Here is an 18,351-nt window from a genome sequence, read left to right as displayed (position 1 = left end):
TCACTGATCATCTTGAAGATCCTCAAGTTTCGGATCGATCAATTCTTTTTACAATTTGGTGAGATCAATTGATCTAAATTAACTTGAGCCTGATCGCACACAAGTTTACGAATAATTTTGATTTGAATAATGGGGGATGATACAATAACCAATTCGGATTTATTAGTGGGAATTGCTTCCATGTACTCATATGGCTGCAACTGGAATGTGGGTAGAAAAATATCGACCAATGAAACTTTCTGAAGTAGTTAATCAAACAGAAATTATTGGAAGTCTTGAAGCTTTAATCAAAGATCCTACAGATATGCCTCACCTATTATTTTCTGGATCAGCTGGTGTTGGAAAAACAACAACTGCATTATGTATCTCCAGACAGATTTTAGGGGATTATGCTAAGGATTACACCTTAGAACTAAACGCATCTGATGAAAGAGGAATTGGAATGGTCAGAGAAAAGGTGAAAAAGTTTTCAAGATATGCAGGCATGGCAGATGTTCCATTCAAAATTATAATTTTAGATGAAGCTGATGAAATGACTTCTGATGCTCAAACAGCACTTAGAAGAATTATTGAAGATACTGCAAAAATATGTAGATTTATCTTGATTGCAAACAACATCTCAAAAATTATTGATCCTATTCAGAGTAGATGTGCTACTTTCAAATTTACGGCAGTTCCTGAAGAAGATGTCATAAAAAGACTAGAAGAGATTGCCAAAAAAGAAAAGGTAAAGGCAGACAAAAAGGGGTTAAAGGCAATTTATGATTATTCTGAAGGGGATTTGAGACATGCAATAAATCTCATGCAAGCTACTGCAAGTTTAGGTTCAATTTCAGAAGATAACGTAAAAGCATCTGCTGGATTGACAAAAACTACAGATGTAGATGAAGTTCTAAAAATTGCATTATCAGGAAAAGTTCCAGAGGCCAGAGAAAAGATGATTGAATTAATCAAAGTTTATGGAATGTCAGAATCAGATTTTTTGAAATATTTGAATTCCGCAGTCTTCAAATCAAAACATGACAAGTTATCAGATATTTTAGAAATTATTGCAAAATATGATTATAGAATTTTAGTTGGTTCAAATTCTGAAATCCAACTATCTGCAATGCTTGCAGAACTTGCCAAAGTAGAAAATTAAAAACGCAGAGAGAGGGATTTGAACCCCCGTATGCTTGCGCACACAGGCTCTCAAGGCCCGCGCCCTACCGAGCTAGGCGACCTCTGCAAAAAATTATGGATTATAGACATTAAAATTTGTTGAGTCTGTATTGAATTTGTAAAAATAAGAAAAAAGAAAAAATTTCTTTAATCGTGTGCGTGTGGATTTACAGAGCTTGATTCCATTTTTACATAAGAGCCATCAGCTTTTTCGTGATACTCTTGGTAAGATGGTTCAATCAAGATTGCGTGTGTTGGACATGCTTCTTGGCAAGCCATACATTGTGTACAATCGTGTTCTCTGATTGGTTGTGATTTATCTGTATAATCTAGACGTTCATCTTGTTCAGTTAAACCAGTTCCGTCAAAAGTTGCACCATTGACATCTTTTGCTGGGATATCTTTTTCAGTTCTATACCATTGGAAGGTTTGAACAGGACAGACACTCATACAAGAACCTGCTGCAACACAAGAATCCCAGTCAACTGCTACAGTTGTACCGTGAATTCCAAGAGGAACTTGTTCTTCTCCTCTTGCTTCATATGCTGCTTTGACATCATCGTTTGAAAATGCCTCACCATCAGTTCTGCCGCTACCCCAGATGAAGTGTTTATTTTCACCATCTGAGTGCAATGTCTTTCCAGTGACTTCTAGATTTTCAACAAATTTCTCATCTATTGGCATGAAATATTTTATTTTAAAATATTATTTAAAGCTAGATAAAATTAGTCGTGACTAAACTAGAATAGATCGACAAAAATCAACAAAAATAAAAATTCTAAAAATAATTTTAGATTCTACAGGGTTTTTGCAGCACTTTCATGTTTTTCAACATTTGATTGATCTACTTTGATTGCTTGTGGAGGACAAACAGAAACACATGCCATACACCATATACAATCATGTTCTCTAATTGGATCTGCCTTGTCAGTCATGTCTTTTCTTTCATCTTTGACAGAACTTCCAGTTCCCTCAAAAGTTTGACCAACTACATCTTTTGCAGGAATATCTTTTTCAGTTCTATACCACTGAAAAACTTGAACAGGACATGCTTCAATACATGCACCATCTGCAACACAAGAATCCCAATCAACTGCAACCATTGTTCCGCTTACGCCAAGAGGAACTTGTTCTTCTCCTCTTGCTTCATATGCTGCTTTTACATCAGCATCTGAAAATGCTTCAGCATCTGATCTTCCAGGACCCCACATAATGTGAAAGTGTCCTTCTCCATCTGAAATTTTTCCTAATGGTTTTAGTCCTTCAGGGAAATTTTCTGCTATTGGCATGATGTGAGTTTCTCTCAGTTATTATTTAAAGCTAGACTAGTTAAATTCTATAATTCTACTCATGAATAGATCCCTTACGTTCATAACGCTGTACGATCAATTTTGTGGATATGGATATTATCAAATTTGATGTGTATCGTGGTCCAAACATTGGAGTTTACATTAGTGTTAACGATAATACAATTTTACTTCCAATGGGATTTGCAAAAACCAAAGCAGAGAAACTGGCAAAATATCTTGGAGTAAACTATCTTTTCACATCAATTGCAAACACCAGATTAATTGGAGCATTGTGTATAATGAATAACAAAGGGATTTTGTTACCAAAAACGGCATATCAAAATGAATTTGATTTTCTCAAAAAAGAATTGGATTTAGAAGTAGGTGTGTTAGATTCAAAATTAACAGCATTAGGAAATGTAATTTGTGCTAATGATAAAGGAGCTGTGGTATCACCATGGTTGTCAAAAGAAGATTGTCAAACCATATCAGATGTATTAGGTGTTGAAACGATTCAGAAGAAAATTGCGGGTTTCAATCAAACAGGAGTCGTAATGGTAGCAAACAATTCAGGAGCTGCTATCCATCCAGAAGCAGATGAGGAAGATATGAAGACATTTTCCAATTTATTAGGCGTAAAAATAGAACAAAGTTCCATCAATAATGGAATTCCATATGTATCATCAGGCATTCTAGCCAACAATAATTGCATCATAGTGGGGTCATTAACTACAGGTCCAGAGATCATGATGTTAACTAGAGCTTTTCTAAATTAAGAACAGAATTAGGATCTTCGGTTAATTTTTCTAGAGAGATAGTACCTTCTTTTCCATCTTTCATGTCATGCAAGACAACATTTCCATTTTCAAGTTCTTGAGGTCCAACAATTATAGAGTATCTAGCAGTTCCAGCATTATCCATCTGTTTTTTTAGATTACGTCCTGCAAGATCAATATCAGCAGGAATGTTGTTTAACCGCAATAATGATGTGATGGAGTGAGCAACTTTTTGCATCTCTTCATTGATGTAAACAACTGCAACTCTATTTTGTAAAATTTCAGGAATTATTTTTTGTTCTTGCATTGTAAGAATAATTCTCTCAACTCCACCTGCAACACCAGTAGCACCAATATCATCTCTTCCAAATGCTTTTGTTAATGTATCATATCTTCCCCCACCAGCTAATGCACCAAGTTTTGAATTTTTATCAAAAACTTCAAAGACCATTCCAGAATAATAATCCAACCCACGGACTATACCAAAATTAATTCGAACGTTGGAAACTCCTCTATTTTCTAATGAATCAAAAAGTTGTTTTAATTCATCCCATGATTCTAGTTGTGTAGTATCAAAAATTTTTTCAACTTCAGAAATTGTACCCTTTACTTGAGAGAATTCTAGAATTTTTTCAAGTTTGGCAGTGTCGTATCCTTTTTTAGTAAATTCAGTCAAGATTTCATCTTTTGATTTTTTAGCAATTTTGTCTATTGCTCTTAGAATATCTGTTACTTTGTCAGAATCTGTTATGTCAAATATTTTGTTAATGTATGATTCAACAAGATTTCGGTGATTAATGTCAATTACAATATCCTTAAGCAACAAAGAATCAAACAATCGTGAGGTTAATTCAATAATTTCAGCCTCAGATTCTAAAGTTTTCTTGCCATAAACTTCAACATCCCATTGATGAAAATATCGATATCTTCCTTTTTGAGGTTCATCATATCGAAATACTCCTCCAAATGCAGAAATTTTTGCAGGAAGTTTCATTGATTTTTGAGCAGTTGCATATCTTGTCAAACCCATTGTAAAATCAAAACGCAAAGCAACCTCACGATCACCTTTATCTTTGAAATAATAGATTTCGTCTCTTATTGCAGGACCAGATTTGGTTTCAAGTGTAGATAAGGATTCTAAAACAGAGGGTTCCATGAATGAAAAGCCATACAAATTAGATAATTTTTTGAAATGATTTCTTACATGTTCAATGTTTGAATTTTCATTAGCCTCAAAGTCTTTCATACCTCTTGGAAGTTCCATGATGATTATTTGATAAGGTGTTATGATTTAGATATTTCTTTACTGTAAAATCAGATAAATATCTCGAAAATTTATGAAAAGTATGGCAAAAACCATTAGTTGTAAAGATGCAGGCAAAGATTGCGGATGGTCAGCATCAGCAGATACTGAAGAAGAATTGATGACAATAGTTACAGAGCATGTCTTAGCAGAACATAAAGAAATTGAACTTAACGCAGAAAGTATTTCTGGCATAAAGTCACTAATTAAAGAAAGCTAGTTGACATAAATATGCAGAACTAGGCAGTTTTCAATTTTTTTAAAATAATGAACGATTGATTAGTAATTTCTTTTATGTAATTATTCCATTAAAAATCATGTTTACACAAGAAGATACAGAATTTATTGAAAAATTGGCAAAATGGGCCGAATTAATTGGAGTAAATTTAGACAGGGATTTTGAACAAGTCTAAATTTGACTAGTTGCAAGTCCCATTGCCTCTCCAAAATAATATCCAGATAAAATGGTTCCAGTAGACCAAATACAAGAACCTGCAAATGTATACAAAATGAATTTTGGGATTTTCATTTTAAGTAATCCTGCAGGAACTGAAATCATTTCACGCATAACAGGAACCATTCTTCCAAGGAAGACAGCCTTATCACCATATTTTTCAAACCAATCCTCAACACGAACTAATTTTTTTTCAGATATTCTAAAGTGTTTTAGATAACGCAGTAAAACGGCTCTACCAAGTTTTAGGGCTATAAAGTAAATCGAAGAGGTTCCTATCGTAGCACCAGTTGCACCAAGAATTATCATAGGTATTATACCAATAAGAGGAATTCCTTGTTGGGAAGCTAGAAAGCCAGCTGTTGGAAAAACTGCCAAAGTAGGAATTGGAGGAACTATAGTTTCAACTAAAGCTGCCAAAAAAATACCCTCATAGAGATGATTCCCTAAAAATTCTGTAATAAATACAAGAAATGAATCAAATGGTTCCATTTGATTCTGAAAATAAAATCGTATTAAATTACTTTACGAGTAAAAAATAGAATTAGAAATTATTTTATGACTAGAAGTTGGGAGAGAATTATGCCAAGAGTTTCACATTTTGATATTCCATCAGACAATCCAGAAAGAACTCAAAAATTCTACAAAGAAGTTTTTGATTGGAAATTTGAAAAGTGGGACGGACCAATAGATTATTGGGTAATCAACACAGGTTCTGAAGAAAAACCTGGAATTAATGGAGGATTGTCAAAGAGAATTCCGGGGCAAATAGGCATAACAAATACAATTACGGTTCCATCAATTGATGAATTTTCAAAGAAAATTGTTGAGAAAGGTGGACAGATAATTGTTCCAAAAATGGCAATTCCTAAAGTGGGATGGTTTGCACAGTGTACAGATACGGAAATGAATGCATTTGGAATCATCGAGATGGATGATAAAGCAAAGTAACACCAACTAGATTAATAATTAGAAAGAGGTCAAAACATACAATTGAGTTACAAGTTTGTAGACCATGCAACAGATGCAATCATTGAAGTTACAGCAAAAGATCTTCAAGAAGCATTTTCAGTAACAGCTGATGCTGTAATTAATTTAACACTTGATCAAGACAAAGTAGAAGAGAAAGAACAAAGAAAATTTGTTGCAGAAGGAAAAGACTTGAGATATTTGTTATTTAGTTGGTTAGAAGAAATTCCTTTTTTGTTAATTACAGAAGGATTTGCAATTAAAAGAATAGAATTTGATATAACTCAAAACCAAGATTATAAAATAAATGCAACAGCATATGGTGAACCGCTTGATTTTAAAAAACACAATTTCAAAGTGGAAATAAAGGCTCCAACATTTTATGACATGGAAATCAAACAAAATGGAGGGGTGTTTATGAGATTTTTGCTTGATTTGTAATTTTTGTGAAGATTTCTTTGCAAATCTCTAGAAGAAATTATACGTGTTTTTTAAAAGGCTAAAAGACAAAGGAGTTTTGTGAATACAAAATTAGGAATATTTGCAGTATTTTCATTATCTTTACTTATGCTAACGCCTGCTTATGCTAGTGTTACATCATTTTCATTAGATAGGAGTTTTTACACAATAGATGAGACTTTCACTTTCAGTGGAGAGCAAGAAGGAAAAGAAACAGTATACATTATAATTCGCGATTCAAGTGGGAATTTTAAAGGAATGCTATCTGATCCAGCACCTGGTCAGGGTGAATTTTCTGTGATACCAAGGCCAGTAGAAAATTTCTTTTCTAGTCAAGGAATATACAATGCAACAGCATTCACAGATAGTCAAAAAGAAGAAGAAGGTCTCACAATAAAAATTGAATATGATGGAAAGAAAATTTTTGAGATGCCTGATTTTGTTTTGGAATTAAAACCTATTTCGGACAAAGAAATTGATGAATTAAAGACTGTTTCATTTACTGTTAGTATTACAGACAGTTCTGTTGAAGATGAAGTATATAGTTTAGAAAAAAATCCACCTAGTGGAGCAACAATTGATTCAAGTACAGGGAAATTTGTATGGACTCCATCAGGATCTCATGGGAATAATCCAGGAGCAGAATACACTTTTGATATTGTTGTAACAAGAGGCAGTCAAACAGATAGACAAACAGTTACGATTACAGTCAATGAACCTGTTGCAGTAAATCCTGAACCAAAAGAAACAACAGAAACTGTACCTGAGCCAAAAGAAGCTGTACCTGAGCCAAAAGAAGCTGTACCTGAGCCAAAAGAATTAGAGATTCCTGCACCATTTGTAGATGAAACAAAAGATCCTCAAAGTTACGTAGACAGATACAATGATGAAGAAGGTTACAAAAAGTGGTTTGATGACAATTATTCAGAATATTCTTCAATTTATCAGGCTGTAGGACTAGAAGAACCTCTAGAGATTCCTGCACCATTTGTAGATGAAACAAAAGATCCTCAAAGTTACGTAGACAGATACAATGATGAAGAAGGTTACAAAAAGTGGTTTGATGACAATTATTCAGAATATTCTTCAATTTATCAGGCTGTAGGACTAGAAGAACCAAAGGTCTTGGCACCATTTGTTGATCCTAATCTAGATCCACAGTACTATGTAGAGAGATACAATAATGAAATCACATACAAAGATTGGTTTGATAAAACATATCCTGAAATGACAATTTTTGAAGCAGTGGGATTAGGTGAACCGAAAATTGTTGAAAAAGAATTTGGAGAATGTGGTGTAGGAACAAATCTAGTAAATGGAGAATGTACAGTTATTCCAATAGAAAGTAATGATGGGGGCGGTTGCCTAATTGCAACTGCAGCATATGGTTCTGAGATGGCACCACAAGTTCAACTCTTAAGAGAAATTCGTGATAATCAATTAATGAATACTGAGTCAGGAATGTCATTTATGACTGGATTTAACCAAATTTACTATTCATTCTCACCATACATTGCAGATATGCAAAGAGAAAATCCAATGTTCAAAGAAGCAATAAAGATTGGAATTACACCATTATTATCATCATTGTCTGTAATGAAATATGCAGAATCAGAATCACAAGTTCTTGGATATGGAGTTGGAGTGATATTGATGAATATTGGAATTTATTTTGCAGTACCAGCAATGTTGTTTTTTGGAATAAAAAAAGTAAGACGAGTTAGGTTTTAATCATAATACTTTTTGATAATCAACATGGGAAAGTTAAGTAGAAATCTTCGAATTTGTGGAGATTGTGGAATTGCATACACTTCAGTTAGTTTTACAAAATATATCGATCAATGTCCTATTTGCAAATCAAGAAGATATGAAGCAATTCCTGTAAAATCAGCAGATGAATAATCTTTCAATATAGATTTTTTAGTAAAAGAGGTTTGGATAACACATTGTCTGAAGATCCAGAAATTGAAAAAATCAAACAAAGAAAATTAGAAGAAATGTTAAAACAGCAAAACCAGCCTAAAGTTGAGCCTGGAATTATTGATTTGAATGATTCAAATTTTGATCAGACAATTTTGGCTGAAAATCCAACTTTAGTAGATTTTTGGGCAGAGTGGTGTGGACCATGTAAAATGATGCACCCAGTATTTGAGAGTCTATCAAAAAAATATCCCAAAGTAAAATTTGCAAGAGTTAATGTTGACAATAATCAAAATATTGCAATGAAATATGCAGTACAATCCATTCCAACATTTATCATGTTCAAATCAGGACAAATTGTAGATAAGATGATGGGTGCAGTAGGAGCTCCTGGAATCAATATGATTTGTCAGAAACATTCTCAATAAAATTAGTAAGCATAAGCTGCTTCTTTCTTTCTTTGAATTTCTACTATTTCATTTAGTACTTCTTGTTCTTCAGTACTTAGTTTATGCATGAATTTGTTTAGTAATTGTTTTGCTTCATGAGATGGAGGAAATGTGTAAAACACTTCTTCTTCAAAAATTTGTCTTCCAATGGTTACATCTTGAACTGAACATGCAACTTCATCACCTGTTTTAGCTGAAGTTACTGTTTTTTTATCATGTTGAAGTTGGTGGATGTTTCCAATTCTTCGTCCATCAGAATTCATAAATGGAATTTTGTGTTTTAGTGTTCCAACATCTATTCTAATTCCAAAAACTGCAGGATTGTTATTTCTAAACACCATTCCTTTAAGAAAAGTAAACTTGGAAACAGGTGTTAATTCAGAAAATATTGCATCCTCTTGATGTGCGGTATCTTCTTCAACCCAAGCATTATAGTTATCAATTAAACTATAGATTACTTTGTCTTCAAAGATTTTGATGTGACTAATTTCTGATTCTTCTTTTGCATCAGGTAAAACCTTGACATTAAATGCTAAAACAATTCCCAAATGTCTGTCCTTTTCTTTTATTGCTTTAGCTTCAATTACATCACGTCTATTTACAGGACCAATATCGGCTTTAGCTACTGGTACTTGTGATCGTCGTAGCATCTCAACAATAGCTTCAAGTGAACCAATGGTATCACATTTTAGAATAATTCCATTAGTTTCAGTATCTACAAACATGGATTTCATCTCAGATTCTATGAGATTGGTGTATTTTGTAACCTCATCATCATTTCTTGCAACATAGAGAGTACTTCCCGGAAGAACTCCTTCTAGTTCAGGGGATGCAATCTTTAATCCGGCTGCGGCATCTACCTGAGGGGTTGGTTTGAATTTATCACGAGGATCACGCATTTCATCAAGAGCTTTTGGCAACAACAATGCTTTTGGTTTTGTGACAATTACACCATCACGTTTTGCAACAACTATACTGTCTTCTTTTTTGATTGAACCATCAATTAGTATAATATTTGCAGTTTGACCTAATCCAACTTCATCTTTTACTTCTAAAACAATTCCACGGGGATCTTTTTCTTCTTGACTTAGTCTTTTTTGGAGATATTGTTGAGTTAACCCCACTAAAACGCTAAGTAATTCTGGAATTCCAACACCAGAACGTGCAGAGATTGGAACGATTGCAATTTCAGATTTAAAGTCCTTTACACGATAAAATGCTTCAGATTGGTATCCTAATACAGAAAGTGTGCCAACTACATCATAGATTTTTTGATCAAGATCAGCTTGAATAGATGCATCTTGTTCTTTGATTGCTTGTGAAATAAAGGATGTTTCAGATTTTCTCCATCCAGAAATTTGGTCACATTTGTTCAAAGCTACAACAAAAGGAACTTTTCTACTTTGTAAAATTTTCAAACTTTCGTTTGTTTGTGGTTGAAATCCACGATTAACATCAACTACTAAAACTGCAATATCAGCAGCAGAACCTCCACGAGAACGAAGATTTGTAAAGACTTCGTGTCCTGGTGTGTCAATAACTAAAATTCCGGGAACTTTGTTTTCTGATTGTTCTAGTTTCTTGTATAAAGGACCACAGGTTTCTTTGATTGTTTCAGTAGGTAGAAAGCTAGCACCGATATGTTGTGTGATTCCTCCAGCTTCTCTACCTTGAACACCTGTTCCACGAATTCTATCTAAAAGTGATGTTTTGCCAGAGTCTACGTGACCAAGAACTGCCACTATGGGCTGACGAATTTGCAAATCAGATCACTCAAATGCTACCCTCGATTCGTGATCAAAACTTTCTTGTGAATCTGATGCGTGAATAATATTTTCACTAAATCCTAATCCAAAGTCACCTCTAATAGAACCAGGTGCTGCTTCAAAGGATTTTGTTGCTCCAATCATTATTCTAGTAGTTGCAATTGCATTATTGCCTTCAATAATTGCTGCAACTACAGGTCCTGATGTGATAAATGATGTCAGTTCACCAAAAAATGGTTTGTCTTTATGAACACCATAGAAGTTTTCTGCTTGTTCTTGTGTAAATGTAAACATCTTTAATTTCAAAATTTTGAATCCCTTTCTTTCAAATCTAGAGATAACTTCGCCAACTAGATTTCTAGCTACTGCATCTGGCTTTACAATGAATAATGATTTTTCAGTCAATTTTACTTCTTTCTAATTCCGCCTTTGACGTATTTCTTTGTCCACTTGAATTTTCTTGGGTCACGTTTTAGTTCTAGTGCATTCTTTTTGCATTTTGCAGAACAAAACCACAAGACAGTTCCATCATTTTTTGCAAGCATCGTACCAGAACCCTTTGCAACTGGTCTGTTACAGAAATTACATGGTTTAACTAAAAGACTCATTCAATTCACCTATTTGATCTTCTTTGCTTCTCTCTCTGTTTCTCTTAGCATTAGAATTTCTCCCAATCTAACAGAACCTTTGACGTTTCTTGTAAGAATTCTACCTTTATCTTTTCCAGTAAGAACTTTAACTCTAACTTGAATTACTTCACCAGCAATACCAGTTCGTCCAACAATTTGAATAATTTCAGAGTGAACTACTTCATCAGTTGTAGCGCTCATTGATCAGTCTTTCCACCTTTAATTTTAGCAATTGATGAGACAACTTGGTCTACAATATGTTGTGCGTCACCAGCATCCAAAATTGCTGCAGCGGCAGAAGTAATGTCAATACCTAATGATTTGCCTAATTCTTGTTTGCTTGGAACAAATGCAAATGCTGCTCCTTGTTCCTCACACAGAATTGGAAGATGTGCAACTACCTCAGGAGGTTCTACATCTTCAGCAATGACAATTAATTTGCTAGTACCACGTTCGATTGCCTTGGTTGCTTCGTTAGTTCCCTTCTTGACTTTACCGCTAGTAGAAGCTACTCTTACGGCCTCCAAGATTGGATTTACGAGGTCCTCTGGCGTCTCAAATTTAACATAATATGCTTTTCCCATACTTCGTCACCCTAAGGTTCATTCTCCATTCCCTACATCCTTTGGTTTGGTTTTAAAAGTGTTATCTGGAGATGATTGTCTTAACTTTTTGGAGATATTCAGACATTAAATCGTCTAATTTTTCTTGACTTTGAGCTTCTGCATATACTCTAACAATTGGTTCTGTTCCACTAGGTCGGATCATAACCCAATTTCTTGGATCTATGTTGATTTTGATGCCATCAGTAGTATCAGAATTTGGGAATTCATCTTTTAGTGTAGAAATTAGTTTTGGTACATTTTCTGGAGAACATGAAACCTTGTCTTTTGTAGTAAAAGATGGTGGAAGATTGGAGATTTCATCAGATAATGAATTTGAAGATGCAGTTAGTAGATCAAGCATTAATGCCAAAGTCATACAGCCATCTCTTACCTGGTTATGTTTTCCAAACATAAAGCCACCATTTTCTTCAAAACCAATTAGAGCATCAGTTGGGACCATTTTTCTTGAAACTTCAACACTTCCAACTTTTGTACGAATTACTTTGGAATCAAATTCTTCTGCTAAAACTTCAATATTAGAACCAGAATTCAAACAAGTAACAACTAAGGAATTTGGATTATTTGTTAAGATATGTTTTGTTAACAAGAGTGCAGATTTATCACCAGTCAAAATATTTCCTTTGTTGTCACAGAAAATACTTCGATCGCCGTCACCGTCAAATGCTATTCCTAAATCAGCATTGTTTTGAATAACAGTTTTTGATAATTCTGAAAGATTTTGAGGTGTGGGTTCTGAACCACGTCCTGGAAATGCGCCATCAATATTTTCATTTACAAGAAAAGTTTCACAATTGACAAGTTTACAAAAATTAGGTGCTGTAACTGCCTGAGCACCATTTCCAAGATCTAAAACAACCTTGAAATGTTTTGATTCTATGAGTTTAGAATTAACTTGCGATGCAATTCCATTTAGATAAACATCAATTGCACGTTCTTCTGTTTTAGTAATTCCCCAATTTGTAGCACTTTTGATCCAATTTTTTTGAAGGTAAATATCCTCAATAACTATTTCATCTTCACGAGAGATTTCCACTCCATCATTTGCAGCAGGTTTGATTCCATTGTATTGTGGGGGGTTGTGAGATGCAGTAATCATGATGCCTCCAGAGTATCCTAATTTCTTTACTGCAAATTCAAGACAAGGTGTTGGAACAATTCCTGCAACATTACAATCAATGCCTATAGAGTTTAGAGCAGAAGTTACAACTTTACAGATTGTAGGACTAGAATCTCTACCATCATATCCTATCAATATTGGTCCTTTTTTGAAATAAGTTCCAATTGCCAAAGTCATATCATGGATAAATTCCAGTGTAAAATCTTCACCAAAGACACCACGAATTCCATTGGTGCCAAAAAATTTTGCCATGATGTAATTCAATAATAGATAAATTTGTGTTTAATGGCAAGTCCGTTGCGGGAGTCGCCCAGCCTGGTCAAAGGCGTAGGGCTTAGGACCCTATCTCTTAGGAGTTCGTGGGTTCAAATCCCACCTCCCGCACCACAATAATTTCTGTGAATGATTAATAATGAGAAAATCTTCAAAAAACAAAGTCATGAAAAAGACAGTAGTTGGAATAACAGTTGTTGGTAAAGATAGAGAAGGTATTGTAGCTTCATTTACAAATTTTGCATTCTCAAAAGGAGGAAACATTGAGAAAGTAAATCAGAATGTAATCAAGGGCCTTTTTGGAATGTATCTAGAAGTTTCTTTTGCAAAAGCAGTTAATGTAAAAAAATTTGATGCAGAAATTCAAACTTTGGCTAAAAAAGAAAAGATGGATGTAAGTACTCATCATGAAACAAATTCGCAAAAAAATATTGCAGTTTTTGTGACAAAAGAACCATTATGTCTACAAACAATTCTTGCAAAATCAAAATCACTAAAAGGAAAAATCTCAGTAATTATAGGTACTGAAAAGACACTTGAATCATTAGCAAAGAAAGCAAAGATTCCATTTGTTGCAGTTGAAGAGAAGAATCAACAAAAGGCAGAAGAAAAAATTATTCAGATTTGTAAAAAATACAATATTGATTTGATCTCACTTGCAAGATACATGAGAATTCTTAGTCCTAACTTTGTTTGGAGATATCCAAATAGAATTATCAACATACATCCATCATTATTGCCAGCATTTCCTGGTGCACTAGCATATGCACAAGCTTATGAAAGAGGTACAAAGATTGTAGGAGTTACATCCCATTACGTAACTGAAAACTTGGATCAAGGACCAATAATTTTCCAAGATTCTTTCAAAGTAGATCCAAATGATACTTTAGAGAAAATAAAATCAAAGGGGCAAAAATTAGAGGCAGATACATTATTCAAAGCAATGAAAATGCATTTAGAAAACAAACTAGATGTTCGTTGGAGAAAGGTTCACATCAAATCAAAGTGAATCAGATGACAGACATTAAAGCACAATTTGATCCCAATCTTAGAAAATCAATTAAAAGAAAAAGGCAAGTTGCAGTCATTCCAATAGGCTCAATAGAACAACATGGACCACATCTTCCTATTTCAACAGATACAGATATTGTTACAGCAGTATCTGAGAAAATTTGTGAAAAAAATGGATACCTATTACTTCCAACTTTGTCTTATGGAGTATCATTTGAGCACGCTCCATTTTTCAATCTTAGCATCAGAAAAACCACATTAGAGACAGTGTTAACTGACATATGCGTGTCGCTTTTGGAAAACAAGATCAAAACAGTTTTCATAATTAATGGACATCATGGAAATCAAAATTCAATAAAAAATATTGATGTCAAATTGAAGAAAATCTCAAAAAATAGACTCGAGGTATTTCCATTTTCATATTGGCATTATATGGGTAGAGATTTTGATCATGCAGGATTTGTTGAGACATCATTAATGTTAGCAGTTTCAAAAAATGTAAAAATGAAATTAGCAAAAAAAGGCCTCATAACTGAAAAAATGACAAAACAAGAAATTAAAAAAGTTGTAAAATTAGCAACCAAATCATTTCCAAAAGCTACCAAAAATGGGGTATGGGGAGATCCTACAAAAGCTTCAAAAAAAGATGGACAGGAAATATTAGCTGAAATCGTAAGAAATCTTGGAAAAAAGTGTCAAACTTGCCTCACTGGGCATAGCTCATAGTTTCACCAATGAAATTTTAATATAATCCCTCAACATCAAAGCCAATAAGTGAAATAGATGTCCGTTGATATGGCAGTAAAAGTACTGGATGAGAGTATCAATCAAATTGTATTGATAAAACTCAAAGGAAACAAAACCATTAGAGGTAATTTACTCGGTTTTGACCAACACATGAACCTGCTACTTGATTCTTCAGAGGAAATTCCTGCTGAAGGCGAGGCAAAAGGCCTTGGTTCCATTGTAGTTAGAGGAGACAATGTAGTTATGATTTCTCCTCCACCAGCACAAAATTAGGTGATATGGAATGGTAAAAGGTACAACTTCTATGGGTGGTTTTACAAAGAAAAAAGTTCACATCAGATGCAGAAGATGTGGAAAGAACTCACTTCACAAACGTCATCACCAATGTGCAAGTTGTGGATTCCCAGAGGCCAAAAGAAGAAAATATTCCTGGATTAAATGGTATACATAGATGCAAGAAATTGCCCTTATTCTTAGTTCATTAGCCGGTGTAGCTACAGCTGCTGCTGTACGAAAAATGCCAAGAGACAAAAATCAATTACTTAGTCTTGGTGCTAGTTCACACATCAAAAGTCAGATTAACTCATTAAAAATTGAAAAAGATATTCTAACAAAAACAATCTCAAGACTATACCAAGCAGATTCAGAATTTTCAAAAATTCAAAAAGACAAGTTGTTACTAAAGTATCAGCATCAATTAGGAATTGTTCTAGCAAAATTAGAAAAACTTGAACAAGCAAGTAAACATCCAGACTTGGGTCCAGTAGGAGATGGTTTGATCACATTAATGGATCAAAAGTTATCAAAACTAGATGATAGATTGTATGAACTATCATCAAAAATGACAACTACAAAAGTTGAAGCACCAAAAGTAAAGGAACCAGAAGTCAAAAAAGGAACAAAACAATCAACATCAATTAAGAACACATTCAATTTTGAAAAGCCAAAAGAAACAGAACCAGTTACAATTCCTGCAACAAAATCACGACAGTCATTTGAATTAACTACTTTAACAAATATTTCAAGAAAAGAACCAAAATTCCCATTATTTGAAAAAGAAGAAAAACCAATTCAAAAGTCAATGCCGCAACCAAAACCAATTCAAACTGAATTAATCAAGCCAAAAGAGGAAATTGTCAAAGAAATTGTTCAACCAAAACCAAAAGTTGAAGACAAAATTGAGATAATTCAGGAAGTTACATCAATTCCTGAGCCTAAAGTAGAACCAAAACCAGACATTAACAAAGAAGTTGCCAAAATTACAGAACATAAAGCACTTCCAGAACCAGAAGTACAAAAACCAGAACCAACATCAGCAGATGATGTTGATGATGACATGGATGATTTAGATAAAATTAAAGGCGACATCATGAAAGTTCTATCAAAGCTTGATCAAGCAGAGGTAGAGTAATTGTCATACGATGGTGCCATCACGGCATTATCAAATAATGCATTAAAATTTGTAAAAGATGATTATGTTGTTGGTTTAGGTAGTGGAAGAGCAGCTACTGTACTTGTTAAATCACTTGGAAAATTAATCAAACTAAAAAATTACAACATCAAAGGAGTTCCAACATCATTACAAATCAAACTAATTGCAGAAAAAGTTGGAATTCCGTTGATAGAAGCTGATCAAGTAGAACATATTGATGTAGTATTTGATGGTGCAGATCAAATTGATTCTCAAAAATTTGTAATCAAAGGAGGTGGAGGAGCTTTACTTAGAGAGAATATTTTGTTCAGTCTTGCAAAAAAAGTTGTAGTAATGGCAGACAAAACAAAATTTGTAAAAAACTTTACAAGAACTGTTCCAGTAGAAGTACATCCACTTGCAAGAAATTCTGTATCAAAATCTATGAAGAAATTAGGAGGCAAAGCAGAATTGCGTTCACTTGATAGAGGTTATCCATTTTTTACAGAAAATGGAAACATTATCTTAGATTGTGATTTTGGAACAATAAAAAATCCAAAGGCATTGACACAAAAAATCAAAGCAACTACTGGTGTCTTAGAATCAGGAATTTTCCTCAGAAAGCCAGATGTAATCTATAGAGCAAAAACTGGCGAAAAATTCGATATTTTATAGATGAAATTCTTAAATTCAAAAATCACGTATATTATGCGTGGCAACAAGTGAGGATCTCAGAAATGATATTCTAAAGGCTACAGAAGAACAGCAAAGACTAATGGAATTGAGAAAACCATTCCTAGGCTCAAAAAATAATGAAGACCAGATGAATGCATTCAGAATTACCACTCAAATCATGAAATACGAGGATTTCATAAGAGATACAGAAAGACAATTAAGAACTATGAAGTAGTCTACGATACAAACTGAAATCTATCTTCTTTGTATCCTTCCTGCAATTTTCCTTTTATTGGAATTTTATTTCCACAAAACTTGCAACAGTTGTTTTTATCAAGATTCCATTCTCTAATACTAAAGCCATAGCGATTTACAACAACATTATTGCATTCAGAACAATACGTGTGCTCCCATTTGTGTCCAGGAACATTTCCTAAATACACATACTTTAGTCCAACTTCTTTTGCAATTTGATAATGTTTTTCCAATGTTTCTACAGGAGTACTTGGATATTCCATCATTTTGTAATCGGGATGAAATCGTAGAAAATGAATTGGCATCTCTGGTCCAAACTCATCGAGAATAAAGTTTGAAAGTTTTTTTGCATGTTCTAGATCATCACCAACTTTAGGGACAATCAGATCAGTAATTTCGATATGAATATTGGTTTTATCTCGAATTTCTAACAAAGTATCAAAGATAGGTTGAGGATCTGGAACTCCAATAAACTTTCGAGTAAATTCTTTTTCTGCACTTCCTTTGAAATCAACGGTTATCCCATCAAGAAATTGATTCATCATTGAAACTGATTCAGTAGTATCATATCCATTTGAAACAAAGACATTAAACAATCCTTTTTTTCTTGCAGCAACACCACAATCTTTTGCAAATTCAATAAAGATGGAAGGTTCATTGTATGTATATGCAATTCCATGAGCACCATACTTGATTGCAGTATCAACAACTTGATCAGGAGTCATATCAATTCCTTGAATTTCTCGTCTCTGACTGATGTCAGAATTTTGACAATATCTGCAAAGCCAATTACATCCAGTTGTAGCAATTGAATAGACTTTACTTCCAGGATAATAGTGGATTAATGGTTTTTTTTCAATTGGATCAACATGACCAGAAATTACTTTTCCATAGGCATAAAGTTGTAATTTTCCATCTTCATTTCCACGAATTCCACATAAACCAATTTGTCCTTTACCAATTTCGCAATATCGTGCACATGCAGTACACTTGACTTTATCATCTGCAAGTTTTTCGTATAATTCAGCTTCTTTGCCGAGAATTGCAGTCACGCTTTTTAT

The 18,351-nt window shown here is 33.8% G+C and carries 26 protein-coding genes and 2 tRNA genes; 16 read left to right on the top strand and 12 right to left on the bottom strand.

Annotation, left to right across the window (positions count from 1 at the left end; translation table 11 throughout):
- The first annotated feature begins 190 nt into the window (after positions 1-190).
- Positions 191-1,141, top strand: coding sequence for a replication factor C small subunit (locus NMAR_RS01265; RefSeq protein ID WP_012214623.1), 951 nt, complete (start codon positions 191-193; stop codon positions 1,139-1,141).
- Between the two features lie 3 nt (positions 1,142-1,144).
- Here the strand turns inward: NMAR_RS01265 and NMAR_RS01260 are convergent.
- The 3 genes from NMAR_RS01260 to NMAR_RS01250 all read right to left on the bottom strand — a co-directional run bounded on the left by NMAR_RS01260 (position 1,145) and on the right by NMAR_RS01250 (position 2,450).
- Positions 1,145-1,228 (bottom strand) — tRNA-Ser (locus NMAR_RS01260).
- Positions 1,229-1,308: 80 nt separating this feature from the next.
- A complete protein-coding gene (locus tag NMAR_RS01255; RefSeq protein ID WP_012214622.1) occupies positions 1,309-1,845 on the bottom strand; it encodes a 4Fe-4S dicluster domain-containing protein in 537 nt (178 codons plus the stop codon).
- Between the two features lie 113 nt (positions 1,846-1,958).
- A complete protein-coding gene (locus NMAR_RS01250; RefSeq protein WP_012214621.1) occupies positions 1,959-2,450 on the bottom strand; it encodes a 4Fe-4S dicluster domain-containing protein in 492 nt (163 codons plus the stop codon).
- 110 nt (positions 2,451-2,560) lie between these two features.
- Between NMAR_RS01250 and NMAR_RS01245 the strand changes: the two genes are divergently transcribed.
- Positions 2,561-3,226 (top strand): translation initiation factor IF-6, encoded by a 666-nt coding sequence (locus tag NMAR_RS01245; RefSeq protein WP_012214620.1) that lies wholly within the window; start codon positions 2,561-2,563, stop codon positions 3,224-3,226.
- Here the strand turns inward: NMAR_RS01245 and hisS are convergent.
- Positions 3,207-4,490, bottom strand: coding sequence for a histidine--tRNA ligase (gene hisS, locus NMAR_RS01240; protein ID WP_012214619.1), 1,284 nt, complete (start codon positions 4,488-4,490; stop codon positions 3,207-3,209). The genes NMAR_RS01245 and hisS overlap by 20 nt on opposite strands.
- Positions 4,491-4,572: 82 nt before the next feature.
- On the opposite strand from hisS, the gene NMAR_RS01235 reads away from it, so the two are divergent.
- A complete protein-coding gene (locus NMAR_RS01235) occupies positions 4,573-4,749 on the top strand; it encodes a DUF1059 domain-containing protein (RefSeq protein ID WP_148680014.1) in 177 nt (58 codons plus the stop codon).
- 189 nt (positions 4,750-4,938) lie between these two features.
- Here the strand turns inward: NMAR_RS01235 and NMAR_RS01230 are convergent, their stop codons facing one another.
- Complete coding sequence (locus NMAR_RS01230) at positions 4,939-5,403, bottom strand: DedA family protein (protein ID WP_238523183.1); 465 nt, start codon at positions 5,401-5,403, stop codon at positions 4,939-4,941.
- A 138-nt stretch (positions 5,404-5,541) separates the two neighbouring features.
- Here NMAR_RS01230 and NMAR_RS01225 point away from each other — a divergent pair, with 138 nt between their 5' ends.
- The 5 genes from NMAR_RS01225 to trxA all read left to right on the top strand — a co-directional run bounded on the left by NMAR_RS01225 (position 5,542) and on the right by trxA (position 8,759).
- Positions 5,542-5,934, top strand: coding sequence for a VOC family protein (locus NMAR_RS01225; RefSeq protein ID WP_238523182.1), 393 nt, complete (start codon positions 5,542-5,544; stop codon positions 5,932-5,934).
- 42 nt (positions 5,935-5,976) lie between these two features.
- On the top strand, positions 5,977-6,393 hold the full coding sequence (locus tag NMAR_RS01220) for an archease (protein ID WP_012214615.1): 417 nt from the start codon (positions 5,977-5,979) through the stop codon (positions 6,391-6,393).
- A gap of 78 nt (positions 6,394-6,471) precedes the next feature.
- Positions 6,472-8,142 carry a CFI-box-CTERM domain-containing protein gene (locus tag NMAR_RS01215; protein WP_012214614.1) on the top strand — a complete coding sequence of 557 codons (1,671 nt, stop codon included), beginning with the start codon at positions 6,472-6,474 and terminating at the stop codon, positions 8,140-8,142.
- Between the two features lie 24 nt (positions 8,143-8,166).
- Positions 8,167-8,313: a hypothetical protein gene (locus tag NMAR_RS09630; RefSeq protein ID WP_187146549.1), complete on the top strand. Its 147-nt coding sequence runs from the start codon at positions 8,167-8,169 to the stop codon at positions 8,311-8,313.
- A gap of 44 nt (positions 8,314-8,357) precedes the next feature.
- Complete coding sequence (gene trxA / locus NMAR_RS01210) at positions 8,358-8,759, top strand: thioredoxin (RefSeq protein WP_012214613.1); 402 nt, start codon at positions 8,358-8,360, stop codon at positions 8,757-8,759.
- A 2-nt stretch (positions 8,760-8,761) separates the two neighbouring features.
- Here trxA and infB read toward each other — a convergent pair whose 3' ends face one another.
- From infB to glmM, 6 genes are all read right to left on the bottom strand, one after another.
- Complete coding sequence (gene infB, locus NMAR_RS01205; protein WP_012214612.1) at positions 8,762-10,543, bottom strand: translation initiation factor IF-2; 1,782 nt, start codon at positions 10,541-10,543, stop codon at positions 8,762-8,764.
- A 6-nt stretch (positions 10,544-10,549) separates the two neighbouring features.
- On the bottom strand, positions 10,550-10,951 hold the full coding sequence (gene ndk, locus NMAR_RS01200; protein WP_012214611.1) for a nucleoside-diphosphate kinase: 402 nt from the start codon (positions 10,949-10,951) through the stop codon (positions 10,550-10,552).
- 2 nt (positions 10,952-10,953) lie between these two features.
- Complete coding sequence (locus NMAR_RS01195) at positions 10,954-11,154, bottom strand: 50S ribosomal protein L24e (RefSeq protein WP_012214610.1); 201 nt, start codon at positions 11,152-11,154, stop codon at positions 10,954-10,956.
- 9 nt (positions 11,155-11,163) lie between these two features.
- Positions 11,164-11,376: a 30S ribosomal protein S28e gene (locus NMAR_RS01190; RefSeq protein ID WP_012214609.1), complete on the bottom strand. Its 213-nt coding sequence runs from the start codon at positions 11,374-11,376 to the stop codon at positions 11,164-11,166.
- Complete coding sequence (gene rpl7ae / locus NMAR_RS01185; RefSeq protein WP_012214608.1) at positions 11,373-11,759, bottom strand: 50S ribosomal protein L7Ae; 387 nt, start codon at positions 11,757-11,759, stop codon at positions 11,373-11,375. The genes NMAR_RS01190 and rpl7ae overlap by 4 nt, the downstream gene beginning before the upstream one ends.
- Positions 11,760-11,820: 61 nt before the next feature.
- Entirely contained in the window at positions 11,821-13,170 is a 1,350-nt protein-coding gene (gene glmM, locus NMAR_RS01180; protein ID WP_012214607.1) for a phosphoglucosamine mutase, read from the bottom strand.
- Positions 13,171-13,217: 47 nt separating this feature from the next.
- On the opposite strand from glmM, the gene NMAR_RS01175 reads away from it, so the two are divergent.
- The 8 genes from NMAR_RS01175 (at position 13,218) to NMAR_RS01140 (ending at position 17,270) form a co-directional block, all read left to right on the top strand.
- Positions 13,218-13,305 (top strand) — tRNA-Leu (locus NMAR_RS01175).
- A 52-nt stretch (positions 13,306-13,357) separates the two neighbouring features.
- Positions 13,358-14,200, top strand: coding sequence for a formyltetrahydrofolate deformylase (locus tag NMAR_RS01170; RefSeq protein WP_148680275.1), 843 nt, complete (start codon positions 13,358-13,360; stop codon positions 14,198-14,200).
- Positions 14,201-14,205: 5 nt separating this feature from the next.
- Complete coding sequence (locus tag NMAR_RS01165; RefSeq protein ID WP_012214605.1) at positions 14,206-14,928, top strand: creatininase family protein; 723 nt, start codon at positions 14,206-14,208, stop codon at positions 14,926-14,928.
- A 57-nt stretch (positions 14,929-14,985) separates the two neighbouring features.
- A complete protein-coding gene (locus NMAR_RS01160) occupies positions 14,986-15,222 on the top strand; it encodes an LSm family protein (RefSeq protein ID WP_012214604.1) in 237 nt (78 codons plus the stop codon).
- A gap of 10 nt (positions 15,223-15,232) precedes the next feature.
- On the top strand, positions 15,233-15,400 hold the full coding sequence (locus tag NMAR_RS01155; protein ID WP_012214603.1) for a 50S ribosomal protein L37e: 168 nt from the start codon (positions 15,233-15,235) through the stop codon (positions 15,398-15,400).
- The gene (locus NMAR_RS01150; protein ID WP_012214602.1) at positions 15,401-16,360 is read left to right on the top strand and encodes a hypothetical protein; all 960 of its coding nucleotides are present in this window, start codon (positions 15,401-15,403) and stop codon (positions 16,358-16,360) included. It abuts the gene before it with no gap.
- A complete protein-coding gene (rpiA, locus tag NMAR_RS01145) occupies positions 16,361-17,035 on the top strand; it encodes a ribose-5-phosphate isomerase RpiA (protein WP_012214601.1) in 675 nt (224 codons plus the stop codon).
- A gap of 37 nt (positions 17,036-17,072) precedes the next feature.
- Entirely contained in the window at positions 17,073-17,270 is a 198-nt protein-coding gene (locus NMAR_RS01140; protein WP_148680013.1) for a hypothetical protein, read from the top strand.
- A 1-nt stretch (position 17,271) separates the two neighbouring features.
- Here the strand turns inward: NMAR_RS01140 and amrS are convergent, their stop codons facing one another.
- Positions 17,272-18,342, bottom strand: a complete 1,071-nt coding sequence (gene amrS, locus NMAR_RS01135) for an AmmeMemoRadiSam system radical SAM enzyme (protein WP_012214600.1) — start codon at positions 18,340-18,342, stop codon at positions 17,272-17,274.
- Positions 18,343-18,351 lie beyond the last annotated feature (9 nt).

This window comes from Nitrosopumilus maritimus SCM1, from assembly GCF_000018465.1.
In the GTDB taxonomy this organism is placed as follows: Archaea; Thermoproteota; Nitrososphaeria; order Nitrososphaerales; family Nitrosopumilaceae; genus Nitrosopumilus; species Nitrosopumilus maritimus.
Note: the sequence above shows the minus strand (reverse complement) of the source record. Positions and strands in the feature narration are given on the sequence as shown.